Below are 25,282 nucleotides of genomic sequence, written 5' to 3' on the forward strand. Positions count from 1 at the left end.
TCTCTGTTACATATCCCAGCGATAGAGCCGTCATGACCAAGCCCGACACGCCGCACACCCCGCTCGCCGATTTCCTGCACGCCCCCTTCCCGCAGCCCGTCGATCTGCCGGACGAGGACACCGCCGGGCCGAAGCGGTTTTTCAATCGCGAACTGAGCTGGCTGGGCTTCAACTGGCGGGTGCTGGAAGAGGCGGAAAATCCTCGGGTGCCGCTGTTGGAACGGCTGCGCTTTTTATCCATTTCGGCCACCAACCTGGATGAGTTTTACACCGTGCGTGTGGCGGGCCTGCGCGAACTGGTGCGTGAGGATGTGACCACGCCCGCGGCCGACGGGTTGCTGCCCGCCGAGCAGTTGAAGCTGATCGACGAGGACGCGCGCGCCCTGATGGCGCGCCAGCAATCCACCTTCAACGCGCTAACCGGGCAGATGCGCGAGCACGGCATCACCATTGAAAAGCGCGACAACCTGACCGACGCGGATCGCGCCCATCTGGACCATGTGTTCCTGACCCAGGTGTTTCCGGTGCTGTCGCCGCTGGCGATTGACCCGGCCCACCCCTTCCCGTTCATTCCGAACACCGGGTTCACGCTGGCGCTGCAACTCGAACGCAGTTCGGACAAGCAAAAGCTGAAGGCGCTGTTGCCGATCCCTCATCAGATCAACCGCTTTGTTCGCCTGCCCGCCCCCGACGGGCAGGCACGGTTCCTGACGCTGGAAGATCTGCTGCTGGAACATCTGGGCAGCCTTTTCCCCGGCTACGTGGAAAAGGGCCATTGCGCCTTCCGCATCCTGCGCGACAGCGATCTGGAGGTCGAGGACGAGGCCGAGGATCTGGTGCGCGAATTTGAAACCGCCCTGAAACGGCGCAAACGCGGCGAAGTGGTGCGCATGAAGATCACCCAGGGCACGCCGGATGCCCTGATGCGGCTGATCAAACGCGAACTGCGCGTGTCAGATGACGAGATTGTCGAGGTGGACGGCATGATCGGTATGGCCGACCTAGGGGAATTGGTTCTGAAAGACCGCCATGATCTTCTGTGGCCCAGTTTTTCCCCCCGCGTGCCGGAACGTGTGCAGGATCACGAAGGGGACATGTTTGCCGCGATCCGGCAAAAGGACATGCTGCTGCACCACCCCTATGAAACCTTCGACATGGTGGTGCGCTTTCTCAACCAGGCGGCGCGTGACCCCAATGTGGTGGCGATCAAACAGACGCTTTACCGCACGTCCCATGACAGCCCGATTGTGAAAGCGCTGTGTGAAGCGGCGGAGGATGGCAAATCCGTCACCGCCCTGGTCGAGTTGAAAGCCCGCTTTGACGAGGCCGCCAATATTCGCCAATCGCGGCGCCTGGAACGCGCGGGCGCCCATGTGACCTATGGGTTTATCAACTATAAAACCCACGCCAAAATCTCGACCGTGGTGCGGCGCGAAGGCGATGAACTGGTGACCTACACCCACTACGGGACCGGCAACTATCACCCTATCACGGCGCGGATTTACACCGACCTCAGCCTCTTTACCTGTGATGCGGCCCTTGGACGGGATGCAACCAAAGTCTTCAACTACCTGTCCGGCTATGCCGAACCTCAGGGGCTTGAAAACCTTGCCATTTCTCCGATCGACCAGAAATCCACCCTGATCAAGCGGATCATGCGCGAAGCGGAACTGGCCAAGGAAGGCAAACCGGCTGAGATCTGGGCCAAGATGAACTCATTGGTGGAACCCGATGTGATCGACGCGCTTTATCAGGCGTCTCAGGCCGGGGTGAAGATCGACCTCGTCGTGCGCGGCATCTGCGGGCTGCGCCCCGGCATCACAGGCCTGTCGGAAAACATCCGGGTGAAATCCATTGTCGGGCGGTTTCTGGAGCATTCGCGCATTGTCTGTTTCGGCAATGGGTACGGGCTGCCCTCGAAAAAGGCGCGGGTTTACATGTCCTCCGCCGACTGGATGGGGCGCAACCTGAACCGCCGGGTGGAAACCCTGGTCGAGATCAAGAACGCCACCGTGAAGGCCCAGATCGTGAGCCAGATCATGGCGGCCAACCTTGCCGATGTGGCGCAAAGCTGGGTGATGGGGCCGGATGGAAAATTCATCCGCCCGGACCTGAGCCAGCTGGATCACCCCTTCAATTGCCACCGCTTCTTCATGGAAAACCCGTCGCTGTCGGGTCGCGGGTCGGCGGGGGCCTCGGACGTGCCGAAACTTGCGCACAGCCCCGAGGAGCGGGCGGATCTGGATTGACCCATTCCGGATTGACCCATGCCCCCAAACACAGGCATAGTCACGCCGTAAACAGGGGTCACCGGCGGGGATTTCCAGCATGAATACAGAGACTTCCACCGACGAGTGGGGGCCTTTTGGCCGCCCGATCTTTGAAGACCCCTCGGCGCGGGCGCTCTCGCGCGTGGGCGTCGTTGATGTGGGGTCGAACTCGGTTCGGATGGTGGTGTTTGACGGCGCGGCCCGTTCCCCTGCCTACTTTTTCAATGAAAAGATCCTCTGTGGGTTGGGCAGCGGGCTTGCACAAACCGGATATTTGAACCCCGAAGGCCGCGCGCGTGCCCTGGCGGCAATTAAACGATTTCAACTTCTGGCCAAGGGCATGCATTTGCCGCCCTTGACCGCCGTGGCCACCGCCGCGGTGCGCGAAGCAACCGATGGGCCAGACTTCCGCGACGAGGTTCTGCGCGAAACCGGCCTGAACCTCTATGTCATTGACGGCGAGGAAGAAGCGCGCTTGTCGGCACAGGGGGTGCTTTTGGGCTGGCCCGAGGCCAAAGGGCTGATGTGCGACATTGGCGGCAGCTCGCTGGAGCTGGCAGAAATCACCGGCGGAGAGGTTGGCAAACGGGTCACATCGCCATTGGGCCCGCTGAAGCTTGCCGATGTGCCGGGGGGCAAAAAGGGCCTGAAGGCCGAGATTGCCCGCGTGGTGGATGACCTGGCCGCCGAGATGGGCACCGATCACAAACGCCTGTTTCTGGTGGGCGGCAGTTGGCGCGCCATTGCGCGGCTGGATATGGAGCGGCGCGGATACCCGCTGACCGTGTTGCACGAGTATCGTATGCCTCAGAAATCCCTACAGAAAACCCTGAGATGGATTGAAGAGGTGGATCTGGAAGAGGTGCGGCAGGCCACTGGCACATCCGCCACCCGTATGGCGCTGGTGCCAATTGCCGCGCAGGTTCTGAAACGCCTCATCCGCACCTTCCGCCCCAAGGACATCGCCGTCAGCTCTTATGGTATTCGCGAAGGTATGCTTTTTGAACAGATGCCCGAGCGGATCCGCAAACGCGACCCGCTGATCGAGGCCTGCCGCTTTGCCGAACAGAAAGACGCGCGTGTGCCGGGCTTTGGCAAGGCGCTCTATGAATTTGTGATCCCGCTCTACAAATCCGCGAAATGGGAACACAAGCGCCTGATCAAGGCGGCCTGTCTTTTGCATGATGTCAGCTGGCGCGCGCATCCCGATTACCGCCACGAGGTCTGTTTTGACAACGCCACCCGCGCCAATCTGGGCGGGCTGACCCATGAGGAACGGGTGTTCCTGGGTCTGGCCCTATTGCATCGGTACAAAAACAGCCGTCAGGGCTCACGCTTTGAAAACCTCTTTGAAATTCTGGACGAAAAAGACATGACCCGCGCCGAGGTCCTTGGCAAGGCGATGCGCTTTGGCGCGATGTTTGCGGTTGATGGTCCACAGGACAAGGCCGAGCTCAGATGGTTCCCGAAAAAACGTGAACTGCATTTGCGGCTGACGCGCGACGCCCGGGATCTTTACGGCGAAGTGGCCGCCAACCGGTTTGATGCGTTGGCCGAAGCGCTGGACGCCGAACCGATCGTCAAGACGCTGCGCTAAGCCGGCGCCCTCTTTTTCTTGCCTGAAATACCTCGGGGTGAGCCTCGAAGAGGCGAGGGGCAGCGCCCCTTCCCCCTGCCCTGATCGCGTCGCGCTTGACAGAATCCCCGCTCTGCGCCACGACTGTCAATGATGGTTCCCGGGCCGTTCAAACTGAACATCCGGGTGAAAAGGGAATGTGGTGCGGCCCCGTCAAAATCTGGCGCGGCCTAGTCCACAACTGCCCCCGCAACTGTAAGCGGCGAGTTGTTTCGATAGACCACTGGGTTGGCCGACGCGCCCCCGGGAAGGATCGAAACCGCAATGACCCGCAAGTCAGGAGACCTGCCATCGAATGAAACTCAACCCGGGCGGGGTGCCCCGGCAGGAGGATCGCGCAGTGGCCCCGTGCCCCTACCCGTCCATCTTGCCACCACATCCCGCGACCTTACGCGCGGAGGGCGTCATGAACCGGACCCAAACTCAGACGGTGGGAGAGACCACAAAACCAGCCCCAATGCGGGCCAAGCAGGATATCACGCTCTGCACCATCTGCCCGCACAAGGACACCGCCTGCCAGACGGGATTTGCCCTGATGGCCCAGCTGCAAAGGGCGATTGCCGCCGCGGGTGACAGTATCGAAGACGGGTTTGAAATCTCGGGCTATGCGGAAATGGGCGGCTGTGACCGGCCCTGCCTGCTGGCCTATCACGGCACACGCGACACGACCCACCTGTTTGGCGATGTCGACGAAGGTGCGGATATTGATGCGCTGGTGACCTATGCCGAAACCCATGCGGATGCGCTCAACCGTGGCGAGACACCGCCGATGCCCGGGGGCCGCCCCCCATCCGCCGTTTTGGCAATGGCATCCGGCATGGCGCTGGCCTGACGTGACCTTCGGCCAGACCGAACTTACAATTCGGTCTCGCCATCCCCATCGATGTTGTCCCCCGGCTTCGGGATCACCGGGTCTTTGCGGCGGATGATGATATCCCCGTTATCCAGGAATTCCGGCGGTTGATAGGCCGATATGTCATCCATTTCCAACAAGAGCTTTTGCCAACCCTTAGCCAGGCCTTCAACCATATCGCGGGTCACCTGATCTTTCAGAGGTTCCATTTCCTGCGCCAGACCGTCCAGAAGCATCTGGAAACCGCGCGACATCATGTCGGCACCTTCCTGCATCTCAGAGGGCGGGTCCTCTGCCAAAGCCGCAGGGCTTGTGGACAGAAGGGCGATCCCGATCACGGCGGCCCATTTGGTGGGTAATTTTGCAATCTGTGTCATGGGAAGAATATGGGGGGTGCCGGGGTACATTTCCACCCCGTACACCGTCCCGTTCACCGCCCCCTTCCCCGTCTCTCAGAGGTCAATATCCAACGTGACGGGGAAGTGGTCAGATGCGGTCAGCAGCGCCTCGCGCAGCGCATCCGCGCGGTAACATTTCGGGTCATCAAACGGATGCCAGATCCGCCACTCCGGCTGATACGCGCGCAGGTCCTGCGAAATCATCACATAGTCCAGAAGCGCCTGCAGGTATCGCTTTTGCTGCGGGATGTAAAACCGTGCAGAACTGGGCCGCGCGCCGATGCGGCGCGACAGGGTCTGGGCTGCGTGCGGATCATACAGGCGGGGCGCGCTCCCCTCGCCCATCACAATCTCGACCCCCGATCGACCGAACAGCTTTTCATATTCATCCAGCCCGGGACCATCGTTGAAATCCCCTAGCACAATCATGCTGTGCCCGGCGTCCAGATGTTGATCCACGCGCTGTCGGATCCAGATACATTGCGCCATCTGTTTGCGGCGGTTTTCGATACTGATGCGCATCGCCTCTTCGGCATTGCGCGCCCCATGCGGGGCCTTGGATTTCACATGCACGCCGATCAGGCGCAGCTTGCGCCCGTCTTTCTTCTGGGTCAGCGCCACCTCGAGCGGGGGTTTGGAAAACCGCACCGGATCGGGCGAGGCATCGATATCAAGATCCAGTTTAAACTCGGCATCAAAGCGCGGGGCGTATTGCCCCTGCGCCGCGCCCCACGGGTCATGTTCGGCCTCATATTGATCGGGGTCATACAGAAGCGCAATTTCCTGCTGCGTGTCATTGGCAAAGCCAATCATCGCACGGCGGGCGCGCAGGCCAAAGATGCGGGCAAAGGTTTCCAGGGCTTTGACAGAAGAGCGGCGGCGATTTTGGTCCGGGGCTTCGACCACCATCACCAAATCTGCATCCATCATTTTGAACACCACTCCCGCCGCCTTCAGTTGCGCCCGACGGGTCACGCCGCGCCGCGTGGCCAGCTCTTCATCCGCCAGTGGGCGGCCGTCATCGTCAAACAGGGTGTTGAACCATTCGACATTATAGGTGGCAATCCGCATTGATCAGACCCCGTTTTCTATGGGCTTCACCTGCTGCGCGTTGATTTCTTCCCAGGCGCGATTGACGGCGATCAACCGCTTTTCCGCCAGCTTCACGGCCTCTTCCGGCACACCACGGGCGATCATCACATCCGGGTGGCTGTCACGCACTTCGCGTCGCCACACCTTTCGGATATCGTCCAGCGTCATGTCTTTGCTCACCCCCAGAACCTGGTAGGGGCAAGGGTTGGCATCCCGCACAAACCGTGCGCGCAGGGCAAGGAACTTGCTTTCCGGCATGCCGAAAATCTCGGCCACGTGGCGCAGGAACTCATCTTCGTTCGGGTGGTATTCCCCATCCGCCATGGCGATGAAGAAAAGCCCCTCCATCAGGTCGGCAAGCGCGGGATCGTCGGGGCCAAACATGTCAGCAATACGTTTGGCATAAAGGTCAAACCCGGCCACATCGGTACGCGCGAGGTTAAACACCCGGGCCGCCTGCGCCTCTTCCGTGCGTGGGATGGTAAACACCTCGCGAAAGGCCGAAACCTCATCACGGGTCACCAACCCGTCAGCCTTGGCCATCTTGGCCCCCAACGCAATCACCGCAATGGCAAACCCGGCCGACCGTTCCGGCGGCGTGCGCAGATGCGCAAACACGTCCGACAGGCTTTCGCCCTTGGCCAGCGCCGAAAGCGCCTCGGATATGCGGGTCCAGATCGACATGGGTCTTTCCTACACGCTCTGATTTGGAATAACGAGAAGAAAGACCAGAGTTTTCCTTTGCCATCCGCTTGTCTGCACAGAGGTTGCCAATTGGTCGCAGGACGACGAAATCCGGACTGATTCAGGCGCACAGAGCTTGAAAATCGGCCTCTTGCATCCAATCTAGACTGAAACATGACCAAAACAATCAGGGATCCGCATGCTCACCCGCTTTTTCGACAGTTTTTTCCGCCATGACGCCGCCGGTGGTATCATTTTGATGCTCTCGGCCATCGCCGCATTGATCGCGGCCAACTCCCCCGCTGCGTCCACGTTTGCCAGTGTGTTCGACGCGAAGTTTTCGGTCCTGATCAATGACGACGGCCTGTCAAAGCCATTGATCTTGTGGATCAATGACGGGTTGATGGCGATTTTCTTCTTCCTGATCGGGCTGGAGTTGAAGCGCGAGTTGCTGGAAGGCAAGTTGAAAAATCCGCGCGATGTGGTGTTGCCCGGCATGGCAGCGGTGGGGGGCATGGTCGTGCCGGCTGTGATCTATGCGGCAATCAACTGGTCCAACCCGGCCACTTTGGGCGGCTGGGCCATTCCTGCGGCCACGGATATTGCATTTGCACTTGGGGTTCTGGCGCTGTTGGGCAAACGCGCCCCCACCGCGTTGAAAGTGTTTCTGCTGACGCTGGCGATCCTCGACGACCTTGGGGCGATCATCGTGATTGCGCTCTTTTACACCGCAGAACTGAAGGTCTCGTACCTGATTTACGCCCTTGTGCCGTTGGTGCTGATGGGCTGGCTGAATATAAAGCGCGTCCACCGCGTGGCCCCCATCCTGATGTTGGGGGTGGTGCTGTGGGTGCTGGTGCTGAAATCCGGCGTCCATGCGACTTTGGCCGGGGTGGCCACGGCGTTTTTCATCCCGCTGACGGATAAATGGGGCAAATCCCCCCTGCACGCGCTCGAACATGCGCTGACGCCTTACGTGTTTTTCCTGATTGTGCCGATCTTTGCCTTTGCCAATGCGGGGGTGAGTTTCGAGGGCATGTCGCTGGCGGCCCTGATGGCCCCTGTGCCGTTGGGCATTGCGGCTGGCCTTGTGGTCGGCAAGCAAGTGGGCGTCTTTGGCCTGACCTGGCTGACCGTGAAAACCGGCCGCGCCCACCTGCCCCATGGGGTCGGCTGGCAGCATATTTACGGTGTCTCGGCCTTGGCCGGGATCGGTTTCACAATGTCGCTTTTCATCGGCGGGCTGAGCTTTTCGGACCCGGCCCTGATGAATGATGTGCGCCTTGGGGTACTGCTGGCCTCGGGTCTGTCGGCCCTGATCGGCTTTGCGGTGCTTTATCTGGCGGGCAACCCCGTCGAGGCGGCGCAAGCCAAACCCCTTGCGCAGGATCAGGCACAGGCTTGATCCCGCCAAACGCGAATTCAAACACGATCCCAAACACGATCAACGGGCCGTCCTGATGGGCGGCCCTTTTGCGTTGGGGTCAAAGCATTTTCTGCATCAACACCAGATCATGCCAGGCGCCGAATTTGTGCCCGGCCTCCGGGATCCCCCCCACTTTCACGAAGCCAAGGGCGGTGTGAAAGGGCTCCCCCATCGGGTTCGACCCGGAAATCCCCGCGATCAGGGAATGCACGCCGGCGGCCCGCGCGTGATCCTCAAGCGCCCGTATCAGCGCACGCCCCAGCCCGGCCCCGCGCGCGTCCGGCGCAAGGATGATCGAATGTTCCTTGGTGTGGGCATATCCCGCGCCGGACCGAAACGCGCCATAGGCGACGTAGCCCACAACTTCTCCGTTCCGCGTGGCGACGAAACAGGCGTCAAACCCGCGCAGCGCCTCGGCAACCTCGTCCAGAGTTTTCTCTGTGCTGTTGAAGGTGATCAGCGTGTCACGAATGGCGTGGTTCCACAGCCGATGAATGGCGGGGATGTCGTCTTCCGTGGCCGGGCGGATCACAGTTGCACCATACCTTTGGGCGTATCGATCCAGGCGGCAAGGCCGGGGGGGCCGGAGTGCAGCGTGACCCGGGGATCCGCCACCAGGGGCAACAGCGCCACCCGCAGCGCCTCGGCCTCGGGATGGGTGATTTCCAGCGCAACGAGGCGCAGCCCCTGATCGCGCAGGGTGTTGGTGGGCGGGTCGGTGTGCCACTGCAACAGCCCCGGCGCGCAGGCCGAAAACGGCAGGCGGCCATTGTCCGGCACCGCCATCTGCCAGCGGTAATCTCCGCGCGCCAGATCCAGCACATCCCCGGATCCCTCTGGCGCGCGATGCAGGGCCTCGTCCAGATCGGGCACGTTCACCACCCAATTGGTCAGCCGGGCGTCGCCGGTGAAATAATCCAGATCAAACCAGCGCGCATGACTGGGGGCCGTCGCGTCAGGATCGACGGCGATCACCTCAAGATAACAGGTCGGCCCCAGCGACAGCAGCCGGTTATGGGTGCCCATCACAGGATGCGCGCCGCCCCCCGCCATGGGGACGCCCAACGTGGTTTCGACATAGCGCACCCCTTCGTCGAGGGTGGCCGCGGATATAACAAGGTGGTCGATTTTGCCCAGTGCCATGGATCGTTCTCCATTTGCCTTGGGGAAGATGCTGGCGGGAATTGCCGCCAGCATCAAGAGATTTATGTGCGGTCAGGTCGGGACCGGCCGCCACGCAGGCATCAGCTGCGCACGTCGCGCACGATCTTCAGCACCTTCTCGGCCGCCTCCGGGATATTGGTGCCCGGGCCAAAGATGGCCTTCACGCCGTTTTCATAAAGGTAATCATAGTCTTGCTGCGGGATAACCCCGCCACAAATCACGATGATGTCCTCGGCGCCCTGCTCTTTCAGCGCGTTCACCAGTTGCGGGGCCAGCGTTTTGTGGCCTGCCGCCTGCGACGAGATGCCGACGATGTGCACGTCATTGTCGATCGCATCCTGCGCGGCCTCTTCCGGGGTTTGAAAGAGCGGACCAACGTCCACGTCAAAACCGATATCGGCAAAGGCGGTGGCGATCACCTTGGCGCCCCGGTCGTGCCCGTCCTGGCCCATCTTCACGACGAGCATGCGCGGGCGGCGGCCTTCGGCCTCGGCAAACTCTTCGACCGATTTCTGGATCTGGGCAAAGCCCTCGTCGCCTTCGTAAGCGGCGCCATACACCCCGGCCAGTGTTTTCACTTCGGCGCGGTGACGGCCAAATTCTTTTTCCATTGCCATGCTAATCTCTCCGACTGAGGCGCGGGCGCGGGCGGCTTCAACAGCCGCTTCAAGCAGATTGCCACCCTCTTTTGAGCGGCGGGTCAGCTCATCCAGCGCGGCCTGACAGGCCGCTTCGTCGCGGGTTGCGCGGATGTTTTCAAGACGGGCAATCTGGCTTTCGCGCACGGCCATATTGTCCACGTCAAGGATTTCGATCTCGTCTTCCTGGGCCAGCTTATATTTGTTCACGCCAACGATGACTTCGTCACCCTTGTCGATCATCGCCTGGCGTTTGGCCGCTGATTCCTCGATGCGCAGCTTGGGCATACCGCTGGCGACGGCCTTGGTCATGCCGCCCATCTCCTCGACCTCTTCCATCAGGGCCCAGGCCTTGTTGATCAGCTCATCCGTCAGGCTTTCGACATAGTAGGAGCCCGCCAGCGGATCGACCACGTTGGTGATACCGGTTTCTTCCTGCAAGATGATCTGCGTGTTGCGCGCGATGCGGGCCGAGAAATCGGTGGGCAGCGCAATCGCCTCATCCAGCGCGTTGGTGTGCAGCGACTGGGTGCCGCCAAGGGCGGCCGACATGGCTTCATAGGCGGTGCGGATCACGTTGTTATAGGGGTCCTGTTCCTGCAGGCTGACGCCCGAGGTCTGGCAGTGGGTGCGCAGCATTTTGGAGCGTTCAGATTTCGCGCCAAATTCGGTCATCACGCGGTGCCACAAGGTACGCGCGGCGCGCAGTTTCGCGGCTTCCATGAAGAAGTTCATGCCGATGGCGAAGAAGAACGACAGGCGGCCTGCGAATTTGTCTACATCCATACCGGCCTCAATGGCGGCACGCACATATTCACGACCGTCGGCCAGCGTATAGGCCAGCTCCTGCACCAGGTTCGCCCCGGCCTCTTGCATGTGATAGCCGGAAATCGAGATCGAGTTGAACTTCGGCATCTCGTTCGAGGTATATTCGATGATGTCCGAGATGATCCGCATCGACGGTTCGGGCGGATAGATATAGGTGTTGCGCACCATGAACTCTTTCAGAATGTCGTTCTGAATGGTCCCTGCGAGCAGCGATTTGTCATGGCCCTGCTCTTCGCCCGCCACGATGAAATTGGCGAGGATCGGAATGACCGCCCCGTTCATGGTCATCGAGACCGACACTTTATCCAGCGGGATGCCGTCGAAGAGGATCTTCATGTCTTCGATCGAGTCGATCGCCACACCGGCCTTGCCCACGTCACCCACCACGCGGGGGTGGTCACTGTCATAGCCGCGGTGCGTGGCCAGGTCGAAGGCCACCGACACGCCCTGCTGACCGGCGGCCAGGTTGCGGCGGTAAAAAGCGTTCGATTCTTCTGCGGTCGAGAAGCCCGCATATTGGCGGATGGTCCACGGGCGGCCCGCATACATGGTTGCCTTCACGCCACGGGTGAAGGGGCCAAAGCCGGGCATGCCGCCCATATGGTCCAGATCCTTGGTGTCCTCCGCCGTGTAAAGCGGTTTGACCTCGATCCCTTCCAGGGTGTCCCAGGTCAGATCCTCCAGGGCACGACCGCGAAGTTCCTTCTCGGCCAGTTCTTTCCACTTGGCTGTATCGCTCATGGCGTCTTCCTTTCCATCGCCCGTCTGATGGGCGTCATAGCTCTCGCCCGCGTCCCCGGGCGCATTCACATTCTGCAGGGCTGGTCATCCGCCCCGGTTGAGGTCACATTCCGCCGGATCAGTAGGTATCCCCGGCGGCAAAAAACAGTTTTCGGTCCACAGGATCGAGCACGATGACCCCGTCAAGCTCTGCCGAATAGGCCAAAAGCGCGCCCGGCCGGGTCATGGCAAGGCGGAACCCGGTTTCGATTTCGTCATTCAGGCAAGGGCCCACCTGCGCGGCGGCGCCCAGGGCGTGTTTGCCAAACCAGCCGTCATTGGCCAGCAGCATGGCTTCGGTCATTTCATGCGGGGTCACGCCCTCCATGCGAATGCCCGCAAGGCCCACCAAGCCATAGATCCCCTGCGCCTCGGACGGGCTGTCGCCCAAAGGCAGGCTTGGCCCCACGTCGTTGGTGCGGGCGCGAAACACCGCCGCCGTACAGCGCATGCCGCTTTCAAAAGACAGGGTTTCACCCAGTTGGAACCACGCCGACAAGGTCGCGCGCAGACTGCTTTCGCGATGCAGGTCACAGCCGCCCAGCGTCAGCAGAATGCCGGCGGCAACGGTTGCCTTGAGGGGGGACAGGGGGGAAACAGACAGGGTCATTGCGCCCCCTCCGCAAATTCGAAATGGGCACCTTCGGGAAGGGTTGGGACAAATTCATCCAATTTCGCCCCGAGCGGGGCAACATGCTCAGGAGAGGTGGCATAAAACGCCACCCGCGACTGGGCGATGATCCCGTTTGACACATCCAGCACCAGATCCCCGAGCTTGACCCAGTTCTCTCCAACCGCCTCATACAGCCAAGCTTCGTAGATCATCGCAAGCTCGACCCCGGTCTGATCCGCCAAGGGCCCGGCCCAATGCGGGGCTGGGTCAGATTTGCGGATCGCCAAAGCATCTTTCGAGGCCAGCCCCCATAGATCAAGCACATAGTTTGGATTGCGCCAGACCACATATCCCAGATCATTCACGGCCACCGGCGCCTGCACGTATTCCTTGGCAAAGCGCGCCATCTGCGCCTGTTGCAAAGACACGGCCCGCGGCGAAACAACACCGCGAAGCATCGTGTCTTTCCAATATTCCTGCCCGAGGAACAACAGAACCAGCAATAGGACCAGACGCATCCGCGAAGAGGCTGCGACATAGCCAAGCACCAGAACGCCCATCGCAAACAGGAAAAACAGCGCATAAATCTCGTAGCGGTTCATCCAGCCGAACTGGCCCAGCAGACAATGGCCGGAGAACGCAAAGAGGGCTGGGGCCAGAACCGCATAGGTGGTCCAGAGCTTTGAGCCGCGCGGCAAACGGATCAACTGTGTCAGCGACCAGGCCAGGCCGATCAATCCGGGAATGGCCCAGAAGCGATAGGGGCGAAGCCATGGTTGCCCGCCCAGCTTGGCCAGCACCGAATTGGGAAGGGCGGACAGGCCAAGGGATTTCAGGAACGCCATATAAAGGATCAGCGGCAGCAGAGTGGCCAGCCCCAAAACCAGTGCCAGACGCATCCGCCCATGTAACATCAAAAACATGATCGCCGCGGCAGAGACCGCAAGCCCTTCGAACCGCAACAGCGGACCAAGGATCACGGCGGGCACGATTAGCCAGAGGCCCTCATCGCCACGCGCCTCAAGCTGGATACCGCGCACCACGGCCATGGTGGCCCAGACATGCAGCGTATGTTCCATGCCCGCAAAGGCCAGCCCGGAAATGTTCAGCGCCAGGGGGCCGGCAAGCGCAATGCCCCAGCTAAGCGGGTCGCGCCCAAGCGCATCCGCCACCACCCGGCCCCACAACCAGGCGGCCCCAAGCAGCCCCACAACATTCCAGAAGATCGGCACATAAATCTGCGCGTCTTGTCCCGCAAACGGCAAAAGCAGCAGGGAAAACAGCGGAGAAGAGGAGGCGGAGGCGAACTCGCCCGCATTTACGCCATACCCACCGGCCATGATCTGTTCGGCCATGGCCATGTGGATATAGACATCATCAAGAGGAAATTCGAACATGCCCGCCAGGCGCCAGGACAGCCCCACCAGAAGCAGGTATCCCGCCAGCGCTGCAAGACTGCTTGCGCTGGCCAGGGCCCGTCCGGTGGTGGCCACAGGATCATCCTGCAGCCGATCCTGAAACGCCAGGCTGGTCATGGGTTATTCGAACTCCATGATCACTTCGTCGACCGCCAGGCTGTCGCCCGCGCTCGCGTTGATCTTTGACACCACACCGGTTTTCTCGGCGCGCAGGATGTTTTCCATCTTCATCGCCTCGATGGTGCAAAGGGCCTGCCCTTCCTGCACTTCCTGCCCCACTTCGACGTCCAGTTTCACAACCAGACCCGGCATCGGGCACAGCAGCATTTTCGAGGTATCCGGCGCGACCTTCTCAGGCATCAGCTTGGCAAGTTCCGCCTGACGCGGGGTGCGCACGCGCACGTCCAGATCCGCACCGCGCGACCGCATGCGGAAGCCCGAGGTGATCTTGTTCACCTTCAGCACCAGCTTTTCGCCATCGATTTTGATCTTTGCGAGGCTGTCGCCCGGGGTCCAGTCGCTTTCGACGCGCAGCTTGGTCCCATCATCGAACTTGACCGTGGACCCTTCTTTGTCGGCTTTGATTTTCACTGCAAACTCCTGATCTTGCAGCGTCACAACCCATTTTTTGCCGACCTTGCGTTCGTGGTTGTCCATCCGGCCCGAGATGCGGGTGCGGCGGATTTCAGCGACGCGGTACATGGCAGCGGCCGAGGCGGCGATACGTTTCAGCGCCTCCTCGTCGAGGGTCACGCCCTCGAACCCGTCCGGGTACTGCTCTTCGATGAAGGCCGTGGTCATGTCGCCCGAGATGAAGATCGGGTGATCCATCACGGCCGCAAGGAACGGCAGGTTGTGGCCGATGCCTTCCACTTCAAAGCTGTCAAGCGCCACGCGCATCGCCTCGATCGCCTCGTCCCGGGTCGGCGCCCAGGTGCAAAGCTTGGCGATCATCGGGTCGTAATACATGCTGATCTCGCCGCCTTCATAGACGCCGGTATCGTTGCGCACCGCATGTTTGCCGGATTTGGCATCACCCTGCCATTTATCGTTCTCCAAAAGCGGGCCAGCGGCGCGCTCTGCCGGGGGACGATAGGCGGTCAGGCGACCGATTGAGGGCAGGAAGTTGCGATAGGGATCTTCGGCATACAGGCGGTTTTCAATCGCCCAGCCCTGCAGTTTTACATCGTCCTGGGTAATGGTCAGCTTTTCCCCGGCGGCGACGCGGATCATCTGTTCCACAAGGTCCACGCCAGTGATCAGCTCGGTCACCGGGTGTTCCACCTGCAGGCGGGTGTTCATTTCGAGGAAGTAGAAGTTCTTGTCGCCATCGACGATGAATTCCACGGTGCCCGCAGAGGAGTAACCCACGGCCTTGGCCAGGGCCACGGCCTGTTCGCCCATGGCGCGACGGGTCTCTTCATCCAGGAAGGGGCTTGGGGCTTCTTCGACAACTTTCTGGTTGCGGCGCTGGATCGAACATTCACGTTCGCCCAGATAAATACCGTTGCCGTGGCTGTCGCACAGCACCTGAATTTCGATGTGGCGCGGTTGGGTCACGAACTTCTCGATAAAGATCCGGTCGTCGCCAAAGCTGCTGGCCGCTTCGTTCTTGGATGACTGAAAGCCTTCGCGGGCTTCGTCATCATTCCAGGCAATCCGCATGCCTTTACCGCCGCCACCGGCCGAGGCTTTGATCATCACCGGATAGCCGATTTCATTGGAAATCTTCACGGCCTCTTCCGCGTCCTCGATCAGACCCATGTAACCGGGCACGGTGGACACGTTAGCTTCTTGGGCGATTTTCTTCGAGGTGATCTTGTCGCCCATGCTTTCAATGGCGCCCACCGGGGGGCCAACAAAAGCGACGCCAGCGGCCGACAGGGCCTCGGCAAACTTCGAGTTTTCCGACAGGAAGCCATAGCCCGGATGCACCGCCTGTGCGCCCGATTGCTTGATCGCGTCCATCACCTTGTCGATGACAATGTAGGACTGGTTGGCGGGCGGCGGGCCGATATGGATGGCCTCATCCGCCATTTCCACATGAAGCGCGTTTTTATCCGCATCCGAATAGATCGCCACGGTTCCGATGCCCATTTTGCGGGCGGTCTTGATCACGCGGCAGGCAATTTCGCCCCGGTTCGCAATCAGGATCTTATTGAACATGTCCTGTCCCTTCTTCATGTGTATGCGGGGCGGACCCCCGCGGATTGGCAACAAAAAACCCACCAGAGGCGAAACCTCTGGCGGGCGTATTTTCGCGATGGGCGCACAACTGGCGCGTCATCGAAATTTCATAATGACCAGACTGGTCGGCAGCTGCCTCAGCAGGCCCCAACGTCGTCGCACAGCGCCCCAGCACCCGCGCCGATGACGGCCCCGGTAAGCACATTGCCGTCGCTGACGCCCGAGATGACAGCCCCGGCTGCCGCCCCCGCGCCTGCACGTTCAAGATCGTTCCACTGGCACCCGGCCAGCACAGCGGCCACGCAGAGCCCTGCGAATAGTTTTGCGATTTGCATGTTTCACTGCCTTGATCAGTTGTATGAGTGGCTCTGGTAGAGCGCCGATCGCGACGTGGTGCAAGCCCGCCTACCCGCAATGCGCGAGGGTTCGCGCAACGGATCGCCCGTGCGCAAAAGAAACCCGGCTCAGACCAAAAGGTCTGAAACCGGGGAGAAGAAGGGGAAGGGTTGTGGTTTCGACGAACCACGGCGAAACGCGGGGATAATGCGTCTGCCTGTGAAAGAGATTGGCACGCATTCGCCCCATTGCAAGAGCCCAGCCCGAAAGACCTTGTCTTTTGAGCCGGTTCTTGCCGGTTTTGAATGTTGCCAAGCGAATTCATGCCTAAACCTCACCAAACACTTCGGGAAAGGCAGCACGGGCGCGATCAACATCGATCACCAGCATCGCTTCATAGCTGGATGCATCAAACGGATCTTCGGCGGGGATCACCTCGCGGCCAAAAAGCCAGCTCAGACGGCCAGCATCAAGATTGCCACGCTCAAACGGCTGATCGCCAAAATTTTCCCACAGCGCTTGCATAAAACCTGCATCAGCCCGGCGGTCGGCCGGTTTACGATCCGCAAAGCGTTCGCGCGCCTTCAACTCGGTCGCGCCGGTTTTCGACGCACGGCGCAGGGTGAATTGATAGTCGGTGCCGGGCAAGCGGCCCGGAAATCCACGGTGTTTCAGCATATATGGCAATGCCATGTCAGAAGCCCTCCCAGAAACAGGCCCCATCCTCGGGGCGGTAGGCTTCGAAATACTGGGTTGCGTCGGGGTCTGCCACACCGAACTCGACCGCGCGGTCGGACAGCACGATGATGATCTGGTCCGGCAGCTTGCCGGCAGCAACCTCAATCCATGGCAGAACATAGTCCTGACACAGGGCCTCCATGTCATCAGCGGCCTGAACAAAACTCACATGGGTCATATCACGGGAAATGGCGGGCGCGAGAAAGCGATAGCGCAGGGCGGTGCCCACGGCGCTGTCAACATCCCGGATCACATCAAGAAATTCAATGGGTTGGCCAGAAGGGACCGAGATCACCATGTCGCGATCCCAGTCTTCATCCTTGGCCTGACCCGGCGCAGGCAAGGCAAGGGTCAGGGCGAGGGCCGCGGCCATAGCCCCTGCCCCGCCCCGGCCGATACAGCCCTGATATGTCTGCGCCAGTGTCATTGTCTTACGGTCTCAGCCTTGCCTTACAGCGGAATGTTGTCGTGTTTTTTCCACGGGTTCTGCAGCTTTTTGCCCCGCAGCGAGGCGAAGGCACGGCAGACGCGTTTGCGGGTGGATTGCGGCTGGATCACCTCGTCGATGAAGCCACGCTCTGCGGCCACAAACGGATTGGCAAACCGATCTTCGTAATCGGCGGTGCGCTGCGCGATCTTCTCGGGGTCGCCCAGTTCCGAGCGATAGAGGATCTCGGTTGCGCCCTTGGCGCCCATCACCGCGATCTCGGCTTTCGGCCAGGCGTAGTTGAAATCGCCGCGCAGGTGTTTCGATGCCATAACGTCATAAGCACCACCATAGGCCTTGCGGGTGATCACGGTCACTTTCGGCACCGTTGCTTCACCATAGGCAAAGAGCAGTTTCGCACCGTGTTTGATCACGCCGCCATATTCCTGGCCGGTGCCCGGCAGGAAGCCCGGCACGTCGACCAGCGTTAGGATCGGAATTTCGAACGCATCACAGAAGCGCACAAAACGCGCGGCCTTGCGCGAGCTGTCAATGTCGAGACAGCCAGCCAGCACCATCGGCTGGTTCGCCACAACGCCCACGGTCTGCCCTTCCATACGGACAAAACCGGTGATGATGTTCTTGGCGTAGTCTTCCTGGATCTCGTAGAAATCGCCCTCGTCACCGATTTTGGTGATCAGCTCTTTCATGTCATAGGGCGTGTTCGGATTGTCCGGCACCAGCGTATCGAGGCTTTCGTCAATCCGCGAGGGGCTGTCGAAGAACGGGCGCACCGGCGCTTTGTCGCGGTTGTTTTGCGGCAGGAAATCGACCAGGCGGCGCACTTCGGTCATCGCCTCCACGTCGTTTTCAAAGGCGCCATCCGCGACCGAGGATTTCTTGGTGTGGGTCGAGGCGCCGCCAAGCTCCTCGGCGGTCACAACTTCGTTGGTCACGGTTTTCACAACATCCGGACCGGTCACGAACATGTAAGACGTGTCTTTCACCATGAAGATGAAGTCGGTCATGGCGGGCGAATACACGGCACCACCGGCACAGGGCCCCATGATCACGCTGATCTGCGGCACCACGCCCGAGGCCATGATGTTGCGCTGGAACACTTCGGCGTAACCGGCCAGGCTGTCGACCCCTTCCTGGATCCGCGCGCCCCCCGAATCGTTCAGGCCGATAATGGGCGCGCCGTTTTGCATCGCCATATCCTGGATCTTGCAGATCTTTTCGGCGTGGGTTTCGCTGAGCGATCCGCCAAACACGGTGAAATCCTGCGAGAAAACATAGACCAGGCGACCATTGATGGTGCCCCAGCCGGTCACAACGCCGTCACCTGCAGGCTTGTCATCTTCCATACCAAACTCGGTACAGCGATGGGTTTTGAACATGTCGAACTCTTCAAACGAGTCCTCATCAAGCAACAGCTCGATCCGTTCACGGGCAGTCAGCTTGCCCCGGGCATGTTGACTGTCAATCCGGCGTTGACCGCCCCCGAGGCGGGCTTTGTTACGGCGGGCATCCAATTCTTCGAGGATATCTTTCATCTGGCGGCACTCCTTGATTTCAAGGAAACCTAGCCGGGATTGCTGCATCGCAAAAGGAAAAAGGGGCGAATTTGCAAACTTATTGCAATGCGTTTTTTGCAAATTGCATAGTTGCAAATTTGATCATCATTCCCCGGACTAATACCTCAAATCACCGGAAATGATTGGACCTCTCTTCGGCACCGGCGTAGCGATAGGTCATGTCCTCCTCTGACGCCAGCCTGTTGCCCAAGTCGCGGTTTCTTGACCCGACAACACCCCCCAGCCTGTTCACCCTGACCTTTGTCGCGGCGATGGCGGCGGTGTCAATGAATGTGTTCCTGCCCTCGCTGCCCGGCATGGCCGCCCATTTCAACGCGGATTACCACTTGGTGCAGCTGTCCGTTGCGCTTTACCTGTTTGTGAACGGCGCGTTGCAGATCGTGGTCGGGCCCTTGTCCGACCGGTTTGGCCGCCGCCCGGTGATCCTGTCGGGCTTTGCGATCTATATTCTGGCGACGCTGGGCTGCGTCATGGCCCCAACCATCGAAGTGTTTCTGGGCTTTCGCATGATGCAGGCCACAGTGGCGGTGGGCATGGTTGTGTCGCGCGCGGCGATCCGCGACATGGTTCCGGGGGATCGGGCGGCCTCGATGATCGGCTATGTCACCATGGGCATGTCGCTGGTGCCGATGTTGGCCCCCACGCTGGGCGGATTTCTGGACCAGCTTTTCGGCTGGAAGGCAAATTTCTGGCTGCAAAGCCTGACCGGCCTGCTGGCGCTGGCATTGATCTGGCGGGATATGGGGGAAACCTCTGCCCGGCAATTTGCGGGCTTTGGTGCCCAGTTTCGGGCCTATCCTGCGCTGCTGTCTTCGCCCCGCTTCTGGGGCTATTGCCTGACCGCCACCTTCACCTCTGGCGCATTCTTTGCCTATCTGGGCGGCGCACCCTATGTGGGCAGCGAGATCTACCACATGGAACCCTCGCGCCTTGGCCTGTTTTTCGGCTCGCCCGCCGCGGGCTATCTGGTGGGCAACTTCCTGTCGGGACGCTATTCCATGCGCATGGGCATGATGCGGATGATCCTGGGGGGAAGCCTGGTCACGGCAGGAGGGATGGCGATGCCTATCCTGCTCTTTGCCTTGGGGCTGGGCAATGAGTTCGTCTTTTTCGGCTTCATGATCCTGGTCGGCGTCGGCAATGGCATGACCCTGCCCTCCACCAGCGCCGGCATGATGTCGGTGCGACCGGAACTGGCGGGCAGCGCCGCCGGGCTGGGCGGCACGTTGATGATGTGCGGCGGCGGGGTGATTTCGGGCTTTGCGGGCCTTGCCCTTGGCGATGGAAACTCGGCCATGCCCTTGTTGTGGCTGATGTTCCTGTCCTCAATCATCGCGGTTCTGTCGATGATGATGGTGCTGAAGCGTGAAAAAAGACTGGGAATTCACTAGGCGCCCCCACTGAAAATTCGATTTTGACGGCACCGCTTTGCAAATGCTACTGAGAGGAATGCAATAATTTGCAAACCTCAGGCAGCAACCCGCAAAATCGAGGTGCCCCATGGCCACACAGAAACTCTATGCCGGTGTCAAACTGCGCGAAATCCGCTCGCGCCTTGGGCTGACACAAAAGGTATTTGCGGAAAAGCTGGGGGTCAGCCTGCCCTATCTGAACCAGATGGAAAACAACAACCGGCCGGTATCGACCGGGGTGGTGTTGGCGCTGGCGCAGGAATTTGGATTTGACGTGGCTGAACTGTCCACCGGAGATGCGGAGCGGCTGGTCAGTGACATGCGCGAAGCCTTTGCCGACCCGGTCTTTTCCGACGCCCCCCCACTTGCCGATCTGCGCCTAGCGGCCTCCAACGCCCCGGCGTTGGCCCACGCCCTTCTGGAACTGCACCGCGCCTATCGCATGGGGCATGAACGTCTGGCCGCGATGGATGAAAACCTGGGCGAGCAGAACATGGGCGAGCCGCGCAGCGCGCAGGCCTCCCCCTGGGATGAGGTGCGCGACTTTTTTCACTATTGCGACAATTACATCGATGCCGTGGATCGGGCGGCGGAGCATTTTTCCACAAATGCGATAACCCGCGGGTTGGGCAAATATGCGATGGCCGAAACCACATTGACCGAGCGCGGCATCACCATTCGCCACGAAGATTGCCAGACCACGCGCCAATATGACCCCGAAACCCGCACGCTGACCCTGTCAACCCGCCCCCCGCGCGCCACGCAGGAGTTTCAGCTTCTGATGCAGGTGGCGCTGATCACTCAGGACGCCCTATTGGAAGCCACGTTGGATTTTGCGCGGTTTCAGACGGACGAGGCACGCTCGATCGCCAAACTGGGCCTGGCCAACTATTTCGCAGGTGCCGCCCTGTTGCCCTATGCTGCCTTTCTCGAGGCGGCCCATGAGACGCGTCATGACCTTGAACGGCTGGCCGACCGGTTTGGGGCCTCCATTGAACAAGTGGCCCACCGATTGTCGACCCTGCAACGGCCGGGCGCAAAGGGCATTCCGTTCTTCTTTGTGCGTGTCGATCAGGCGGGCACCATCACCAAACGCCACTCGGCCACGCGACTGCAATTTGCCCGGTTTGGCGGCGCATGTCCGCTGTGGAATGTGCATCAGGCCTTTGAAACCCCGGGCCGTTTTCTGCGGCAATTGGCGCAGACGCCGGACGGGGTGAAGTATTTCTGCCTTGCCCGCAACGTGACCAAATCCGGTGGCACCTTTGCCGCCCCGGTGCGCCGCTACGCCATTGGGCTGGGGTGTGAAGTGAAACACACCGGCGCATTGGTGTATGCCGATGATCTTGACGTGTCGAATGACGCCGCCTTTGAACCGATTGGCGTCAGCTGCCGGATCTGCGAACGAGCGTATTGTCACCAACGCTCAGTTCCTCCCCTTGAACGCAAGCTGCGGGTCGATCCATATTCACGGGGTGTTTTGCCCTATGAGATAGACAGATAATGATCAGACGAACTTTTGTGCTTTATATCAGTGCCTTCCTGATATCGCTGATTTCTTTGCCCCCTTCGGGCGCCCGGGCGAACCCTTTTGAGTACCCGGTCTTTTATTCCAAGTTCAGTCCCAAACAGGTACCCGTTGAAAAGGCGCAGGGCGGTCGGCTGAAAGGGTTGATGAAAGAGGTTCGGAAGGATGGGTTGGTTTTATGGGTTGCCAAGCCCAAAGACGGCCACCCAACAGTGATGTTCTTTCACGGCTCCACCGGGGGGCTTGCAAAACGAGCATGGAAATACAGGTGGTTTGTGACACGGGGCTTTGGCGTGGTTGCTATGAGTTACCCTGGATCATCTGGCAGCAAGGGCCGTGCCAGTACGCAATCAATTATGACCGCCGCTCATAAAACCTATCAGGCCATCCCAGGGCTGGTTGGCCAGACCAAGGTCGTTGTGATGGGGGAAAGCTTTGGAACCGGAGTAGCGGTTCGTTTGGCGTATGAGCTTGCCCGGAAGGGAACACCGCCAGCGGGTATCGCCCTGCAGGCCCCTTATACCTCGGGATATGCGCTTGTGCGCCACCAGGCACCGCAGATCGCAAGACTGTTTAAAGGACGCGCCGACCCCTGGCCGAGTGACCGCTATATTCGCAAACTCAATGTGCCCCTGTTCATCATGCATGGGGGGAAGGATAAACGCGTTCCGATTGCGCATGGAAAACAGCTTTTCAAACTGTCCCCGTCCCAGCAAAAGCTTCTGATTACGCGTGACAACGCTGGCCACGGCAATATCTTCGTAAAAGATGGCGTCCGCCCTGAGTTTGCGAAGTGGATGCGCGCGCGCATGTGACCGCAATCAAAAAAACCCCGCTCGGATGAGCGGGGCAAGGGAGGTATCTTGTTGAGTTTCTCCCGATCCGGGATCAGGCGCTGAGCATTCGGTAGATTTCGTCCTTCAGAGCCGCGCGTTTTTTGCGCAGGTCCTCTTCATTGAACTGGTCGGTCGGCTCCACGTTGGTCTCTGCACGGTGCACCGCACGGTTCACCTCGTGATATTCATCGGCCAGCTTGGCAAAATGGGCGTCCGATGTTTTCAGACCTTGCATCTTCTCGGCAAATTCCGGGAATTCTTCGTGCAACTCGTGGGGGGTGTTGGACATTCGCGGCTCTCCTCTCGCTTTGTTCGATATCAGAGTGCGCCCGTGGATGAGTCGGGGCTTTGACGCGGATCAAAAAGCACGAGGTTTTATGTCGGAAATTGAATGTGAGGGCGGCAGGGGCGCTGCCCCTCGCGAGGCAAGCTCGCTCAGGGCTCCGCCCGTTCTTCGGGCAAAATGGTCCCCCGGACCATTTTCGGGAAGCCCTCGAACCCCGGGATATTTAAAGCGTTTCGGGATGAACTTGAGACACAAGTTTGCCCCGAAACGCCCATGACATTGATATCTTTTGCTGCGTTTCGGTTTTCCCCTGTGTCAGGTTGAAACCGAAACGCTTTGAAGACCAAAGATGGCAGGCCCCTGCGCTATCTTTGGTCTTCAAATATCCTGGGGTGAGAACCGAAGGTTTGAGGGGCAAAGCCCCTATAAAAAACAAGGGCGGCCCCGAAGCACCGCCCTTTTTCGATTTTACCGCTGACTGGTTTTCCAGTTTGGATTGATCCACGGGCCTTCATTGGCGCGCGGCAATTGGCGACCCAGAATGTGATCTGACGCCTTTTCACCTACCATGATCGAGGGCGCATTGAGGTTGCCATTGGTGATGCGCGGGAAGACGGAACTGTCAGCGAGGCGCAGCCCATCCACGCCGATCACCCGCATCTCGGGGTCGACCACGGCGGTGGGATCATCGGCGCGGCCCATGCGGCAGGTGCCGCAGGGGTGATAGGCGCTTTCGGCGTGTTCGCGGATGAAATCATCCAGCTCGTCATCCGACTGGTAATTCACCCCCGGCTGGATTTCATGCTTCACGAAAGGTTCAAACGCGGGCTGCGCAAAAATTTCGCGCGTCAGGCGCAGGCAGGTGCGGAAATCCACCCAGTCCTGTTCGGTGGACATGTAGTTGAAAAAGATCCGCGGCGGTTCTTTCGGGTCGGCGGATTTCAGGGTGATTTCCCCGCGGGACGGCGAGCGCATCGGGCCGGTATGGGCCTGGAACCCGTGCCCTTCCGCCGCCGCCTGCCCGTCATAGCGCACGGCAATCGGCAGGAAGTGATACTGAATGTCCGGATATTCGACGCCCGCGCGCGAGCGGATAAAGGCCGCGCTTTCAAACTGGTTCGACGCGCCCAACCCGGTTTTGGTAAAGAGCCACTGCGCGCCCAGAATGCCTTTCCAAATGAGGTTCCAGTAGCGATACAGCGTGATCGGCTGCTTTGACGCATACTGCATATAGACCTCGAGGTGGTCTTGCAGGTTCTGGCCCACGCCCGCGCGGTCGGCGACCACATCAATCCCATGTTCCGCCAGATGCGCGGCAGGCCCGATGCCGGACAGCATCAGGAGCTTGGGCGAATTGATCGAGCTGGCCGCGATGATCACTTCGCCCTGCGCGTGGATTACTTCGATCTTGCCACCACGTTCCACCTCAACCCCGGTGGCGCGACCGTCTTCGATCACCACCTTGCGGGCAAAGGCGCGGATCACCTGGCAATTGCCGGTCTTTTGTGCCGGTCGCAGATAGGCATTGGCGGCGGACCAGCGGCGGCCTTGCCAGACGGTCTGCTCCATCGGGCCAAAGCCCTCTTGTTGTTCGCCATTGTAATCCCCGGTGACTGGGTATCCCGCCTGTGCGCCTGCATCCACAAACGCCTGAAACAGCGGGTTTTTACGCGGCCCACGGGTGACATGCAGCGGGCCATCCCTGCCGCGCCAATCCTCATCCCCGCCATGCCCTCCGGAATGCCAGGTTTCCTGCCGTTTGAAATAGGGCAGCACGTCGGCGTAAGACCAGCCATCTGCGCCCTGTTCGGCCCAATGGTCAAAGTCACGCGCATGACCGCGCACATAGACCATTCCGTTGATCGAGCTGGATCCACCAATGACCTTGCCACGCGGGGTCACCAACCGGCGCCCCCCCAGATGCGGTTCCGGTTCGGTCTGAAACCCCCAATCATAGGTTTTCATGTTCATCGGATAGCTGAGGGCCGCGGGCATCTGGATAAACGGCCCCGCATCCGTGCCGCCATGTTCAATCACGATCACTTTTTTGCCTGCTTCCGCAAGACGGTAGGCCATGGCACAGCCTGCGCTGCCGGCCCCAATGATCACGTATTCTGCTTGCATGTCTTGATCC

General features: G+C 60.2%; 23 protein-coding genes and 1 riboswitch. Of the genes, 7 read left to right on the top strand and 16 right to left on the bottom strand.

Annotation, left to right across the window (positions count from 1 at the left end; all coding sequences use genetic code 11):
- Window positions 1-32: 32 nt before the first annotated feature.
- The 3 genes from ACP15V_RS13280 (at window position 33) to ACP15V_RS13290 (ending at window position 4,738) form a co-directional block, all read left to right on the top strand.
- The gene (locus ACP15V_RS13280; RefSeq protein ID WP_424944190.1) at window positions 33-2,249 is read left to right on the top strand and encodes an RNA degradosome polyphosphate kinase; all 2,217 of its coding nucleotides are present in this window, start codon (window positions 33-35) and stop codon (window positions 2,247-2,249) included.
- Between the two features lie 79 nt (window positions 2,250-2,328).
- A complete protein-coding gene (locus ACP15V_RS13285) occupies window positions 2,329-3,867 on the top strand; it encodes a Ppx/GppA family phosphatase (RefSeq protein ID WP_424944191.1) in 1,539 nt (512 codons plus the stop codon).
- Between the two features lie 116 nt (window positions 3,868-3,983).
- A riboswitch (cobalamin riboswitch) is annotated at window positions 3,984-4,213 on the top strand.
- A 99-nt stretch (window positions 4,214-4,312) separates the two neighbouring features.
- Window positions 4,313-4,738: a DUF1636 family protein gene (locus tag ACP15V_RS13290; RefSeq protein ID WP_424944192.1), complete on the top strand. Its 426-nt coding sequence runs from the start codon at window positions 4,313-4,315 to the stop codon at window positions 4,736-4,738.
- Between the two features lie 23 nt (window positions 4,739-4,761).
- Here ACP15V_RS13290 and ACP15V_RS13295 read toward each other — a convergent pair whose 3' ends face one another.
- The 3 genes from ACP15V_RS13295 to ACP15V_RS13305 form a co-directional block, all read right to left on the bottom strand.
- On the bottom strand, window positions 4,762-5,136 hold the full coding sequence (locus tag ACP15V_RS13295; protein WP_424944193.1) for a hypothetical protein: 375 nt from the start codon (window positions 5,134-5,136) through the stop codon (window positions 4,762-4,764).
- 75 nt (window positions 5,137-5,211) lie between these two features.
- Complete coding sequence (locus ACP15V_RS13300) at window positions 5,212-6,228, bottom strand: endonuclease/exonuclease/phosphatase family protein (protein WP_424944194.1); 1,017 nt, start codon at window positions 6,226-6,228, stop codon at window positions 5,212-5,214.
- A 3-nt stretch (window positions 6,229-6,231) separates the two neighbouring features.
- Window positions 6,232-6,933 (bottom strand): TerB family tellurite resistance protein, encoded by a 702-nt coding sequence (locus tag ACP15V_RS13305; RefSeq protein WP_424944195.1) that lies wholly within the window; start codon window positions 6,931-6,933, stop codon window positions 6,232-6,234.
- A 199-nt stretch (window positions 6,934-7,132) separates the two neighbouring features.
- Here ACP15V_RS13305 and nhaA point away from each other — a divergent pair, with 199 nt between their 5' ends.
- Window positions 7,133-8,338 carry a Na+/H+ antiporter NhaA gene (gene nhaA / locus ACP15V_RS13310; protein WP_424944196.1) on the top strand — a complete coding sequence of 402 codons (1,206 nt, stop codon included), beginning with the start codon at window positions 7,133-7,135 and terminating at the stop codon, window positions 8,336-8,338.
- A 79-nt stretch (window positions 8,339-8,417) separates the two neighbouring features.
- Here nhaA and ACP15V_RS13315 read toward each other — a convergent pair whose 3' ends face one another.
- The 10 genes from ACP15V_RS13315 to ACP15V_RS13360 form a co-directional block, all read right to left on the bottom strand.
- Complete coding sequence (locus ACP15V_RS13315) at window positions 8,418-8,891, bottom strand: N-acetyltransferase family protein (protein WP_424944197.1); 474 nt, start codon at window positions 8,889-8,891, stop codon at window positions 8,418-8,420.
- Window positions 8,888-9,502, bottom strand: a complete 615-nt coding sequence (locus tag ACP15V_RS13320; RefSeq protein WP_424944198.1) for a VOC family protein — start codon at window positions 9,500-9,502, stop codon at window positions 8,888-8,890. Before ACP15V_RS13320 ends, ACP15V_RS13315 begins: the two co-directional genes overlap by 4 nt.
- A 101-nt stretch (window positions 9,503-9,603) precedes the next feature.
- A complete protein-coding gene (gene scpA / locus ACP15V_RS13325) occupies window positions 9,604-11,730 on the bottom strand; it encodes a methylmalonyl-CoA mutase (RefSeq protein ID WP_424944199.1) in 2,127 nt (708 codons plus the stop codon).
- Window positions 11,731-11,848: 118 nt separating this feature from the next.
- On the bottom strand, window positions 11,849-12,379 hold the full coding sequence (locus ACP15V_RS13330; protein WP_424944200.1) for a hypothetical protein: 531 nt from the start codon (window positions 12,377-12,379) through the stop codon (window positions 11,849-11,851).
- Window positions 12,376-13,917: a hypothetical protein gene (locus tag ACP15V_RS13335; RefSeq protein ID WP_424944201.1), complete on the bottom strand. Its 1,542-nt coding sequence runs from the start codon at window positions 13,915-13,917 to the stop codon at window positions 12,376-12,378. The genes ACP15V_RS13330 and ACP15V_RS13335 overlap by 4 nt, the downstream gene beginning before the upstream one ends.
- A 3-nt stretch (window positions 13,918-13,920) precedes the next feature.
- Window positions 13,921-15,966, bottom strand: a complete 2,046-nt coding sequence (locus ACP15V_RS13340) for an acetyl-CoA carboxylase biotin carboxylase subunit (RefSeq protein ID WP_424944202.1) — start codon at window positions 15,964-15,966, stop codon at window positions 13,921-13,923.
- A gap of 158 nt (window positions 15,967-16,124) precedes the next feature.
- Window positions 16,125-16,322: a hypothetical protein gene (locus ACP15V_RS13345; RefSeq protein ID WP_424944203.1), complete on the bottom strand. Its 198-nt coding sequence runs from the start codon at window positions 16,320-16,322 to the stop codon at window positions 16,125-16,127.
- 328 nt (window positions 16,323-16,650) lie between these two features.
- Window positions 16,651-17,001 carry a hypothetical protein gene (locus ACP15V_RS13350; protein ID WP_424944394.1) on the bottom strand — a complete coding sequence of 117 codons (351 nt, stop codon included), beginning with the start codon at window positions 16,999-17,001 and terminating at the stop codon, window positions 16,651-16,653.
- A 16-nt stretch (window positions 17,002-17,017) separates the two neighbouring features.
- Window positions 17,018-17,488: a DUF6497 family protein gene (locus ACP15V_RS13355; RefSeq protein ID WP_424944204.1), complete on the bottom strand. Its 471-nt coding sequence runs from the start codon at window positions 17,486-17,488 to the stop codon at window positions 17,018-17,020.
- 23 nt (window positions 17,489-17,511) lie between these two features.
- Window positions 17,512-19,044 carry an acyl-CoA carboxylase subunit beta gene (locus ACP15V_RS13360; protein WP_424944205.1) on the bottom strand — a complete coding sequence of 511 codons (1,533 nt, stop codon included), beginning with the start codon at window positions 19,042-19,044 and terminating at the stop codon, window positions 17,512-17,514.
- A gap of 200 nt (window positions 19,045-19,244) precedes the next feature.
- Here ACP15V_RS13360 and ACP15V_RS13365 point away from each other — a divergent pair, with 200 nt between their 5' ends.
- The 3 genes from ACP15V_RS13365 (at window position 19,245) to ACP15V_RS13375 (ending at window position 22,841) form a co-directional block, all read left to right on the top strand.
- The gene (locus ACP15V_RS13365) at window positions 19,245-20,477 is read left to right on the top strand and encodes a multidrug effflux MFS transporter (RefSeq protein WP_424944206.1); all 1,233 of its coding nucleotides are present in this window, start codon (window positions 19,245-19,247) and stop codon (window positions 20,475-20,477) included.
- Window positions 20,478-20,586: 109 nt separating this feature from the next.
- Window positions 20,587-22,002, top strand: coding sequence for a helix-turn-helix domain-containing protein (locus tag ACP15V_RS13370; protein ID WP_424944207.1), 1,416 nt, complete (start codon window positions 20,587-20,589; stop codon window positions 22,000-22,002).
- A complete protein-coding gene (locus ACP15V_RS13375; protein WP_424944208.1) occupies window positions 22,002-22,841 on the top strand; it encodes an alpha/beta hydrolase in 840 nt (279 codons plus the stop codon). Before ACP15V_RS13370 ends, ACP15V_RS13375 begins: the two co-directional genes overlap by 1 nt.
- Before the next feature lie 73 nt (window positions 22,842-22,914).
- Here ACP15V_RS13375 and ACP15V_RS13380 read toward each other — a convergent pair whose 3' ends face one another.
- From ACP15V_RS13380 to betA, 3 genes are all read right to left on the bottom strand, one after another.
- Entirely contained in the window at window positions 22,915-23,151 is a 237-nt protein-coding gene (locus ACP15V_RS13380; protein WP_424944209.1) for a YdcH family protein, read from the bottom strand.
- A gap of 220 nt (window positions 23,152-23,371) precedes the next feature.
- Window positions 23,372-23,653: a hypothetical protein gene (locus ACP15V_RS13385; protein WP_424944210.1), complete on the bottom strand. Its 282-nt coding sequence runs from the start codon at window positions 23,651-23,653 to the stop codon at window positions 23,372-23,374.
- On the bottom strand, window positions 23,617-25,272 hold the full coding sequence (betA, locus tag ACP15V_RS13390) for a choline dehydrogenase (RefSeq protein ID WP_424944211.1): 1,656 nt from the start codon (window positions 25,270-25,272) through the stop codon (window positions 23,617-23,619). The genes ACP15V_RS13385 and betA overlap by 37 nt, the downstream gene beginning before the upstream one ends.
- Window positions 25,273-25,282 lie beyond the last annotated feature (10 nt).

The sequence above is a fragment of the Aliiroseovarius crassostreae genome, assembly GCF_049803815.1.
Taxonomy (GTDB): Bacteria; Pseudomonadota; Alphaproteobacteria; order Rhodobacterales; family Rhodobacteraceae; genus Aliiroseovarius; species Aliiroseovarius crassostreae_A.

Bases quoted from the DNA above. Each gene is read 5' to 3' on its own strand.
- ACP15V_RS13380 (WP_424944209.1), bottom strand. From the start codon at position 23,151: ATGTCCAACACCCCCCACGAGTTGCACGAAGAATTCCCGGAATTTGCC.
- ACP15V_RS13300 (WP_424944194.1), bottom strand. From the start codon at position 6,228: ATGCGGATTGCCACCTATAATGTCGAATGGTTCAACACCCTGTTTGAC.
- nhaA (WP_424944196.1), top strand. From the start codon at position 7,133: ATGCTCACCCGCTTTTTCGACAGTTTTTTCCGCCATGACGCCGCCGGT.
- ACP15V_RS13295 (WP_424944193.1), bottom strand. From the start codon at position 5,136: ATGACACAGATTGCAAAATTACCCACCAAATGGGCCGCCGTGATCGGG.
- ACP15V_RS13375 (WP_424944208.1), top strand. From the start codon at position 22,002: ATGATCAGACGAACTTTTGTGCTTTATATCAGTGCCTTCCTGATATCG.
- ACP15V_RS13365 (WP_424944206.1), top strand. From the start codon at position 19,245: ATGTCCTCCTCTGACGCCAGCCTGTTGCCCAAGTCGCGGTTTCTTGAC.
- ACP15V_RS13320 (WP_424944198.1), bottom strand. From the start codon at position 9,502: ATGGCACTGGGCAAAATCGACCACCTTGTTATATCCGCGGCCACCCTC.
- ACP15V_RS13360 (WP_424944205.1), bottom strand. From the start codon at position 19,044: ATGAAAGATATCCTCGAAGAATTGGATGCCCGCCGTAACAAAGCCCGC.
- ACP15V_RS13280 (WP_424944190.1), top strand. From the start codon at position 33: ATGACCAAGCCCGACACGCCGCACACCCCGCTCGCCGATTTCCTGCAC.
- ACP15V_RS13355 (WP_424944204.1), bottom strand. From the start codon at position 17,488: ATGACACTGGCGCAGACATATCAGGGCTGTATCGGCCGGGGCGGGGCA.
- ACP15V_RS13305 (WP_424944195.1), bottom strand. From the start codon at position 6,933: ATGTCGATCTGGACCCGCATATCCGAGGCGCTTTCGGCGCTGGCCAAG.
- ACP15V_RS13335 (WP_424944201.1), bottom strand. From the start codon at position 13,917: ATGACCAGCCTGGCGTTTCAGGATCGGCTGCAGGATGATCCTGTGGCC.
- betA (WP_424944211.1), bottom strand. From the start codon at position 25,272: ATGCAAGCAGAATACGTGATCATTGGGGCCGGCAGCGCAGGCTGTGCC.
- scpA (WP_424944199.1), bottom strand. From the start codon at position 11,730: ATGAGCGATACAGCCAAGTGGAAAGAACTGGCCGAGAAGGAACTTCGC.
- ACP15V_RS13370 (WP_424944207.1), top strand. From the start codon at position 20,587: ATGGCCACACAGAAACTCTATGCCGGTGTCAAACTGCGCGAAATCCGC.
- ACP15V_RS13345 (WP_424944203.1), bottom strand. From the start codon at position 16,322: ATGCAAATCGCAAAACTATTCGCAGGGCTCTGCGTGGCCGCTGTGCTG.
- ACP15V_RS13290 (WP_424944192.1), top strand. From the start codon at position 4,313: ATGAACCGGACCCAAACTCAGACGGTGGGAGAGACCACAAAACCAGCC.
- ACP15V_RS13350 (WP_424944394.1), bottom strand. From the start codon at position 17,001: ATGCTGAAACACCGTGGATTTCCGGGCCGCTTGCCCGGCACCGACTAT.
- ACP15V_RS13340 (WP_424944202.1), bottom strand. From the start codon at position 15,966: ATGTTCAATAAGATCCTGATTGCGAACCGGGGCGAAATTGCCTGCCGC.
- ACP15V_RS13330 (WP_424944200.1), bottom strand. From the start codon at position 12,379: ATGACCCTGTCTGTTTCCCCCCTGTCCCCCCTCAAGGCAACCGTTGCC.
- ACP15V_RS13285 (WP_424944191.1), top strand. From the start codon at position 2,329: ATGAATACAGAGACTTCCACCGACGAGTGGGGGCCTTTTGGCCGCCCG.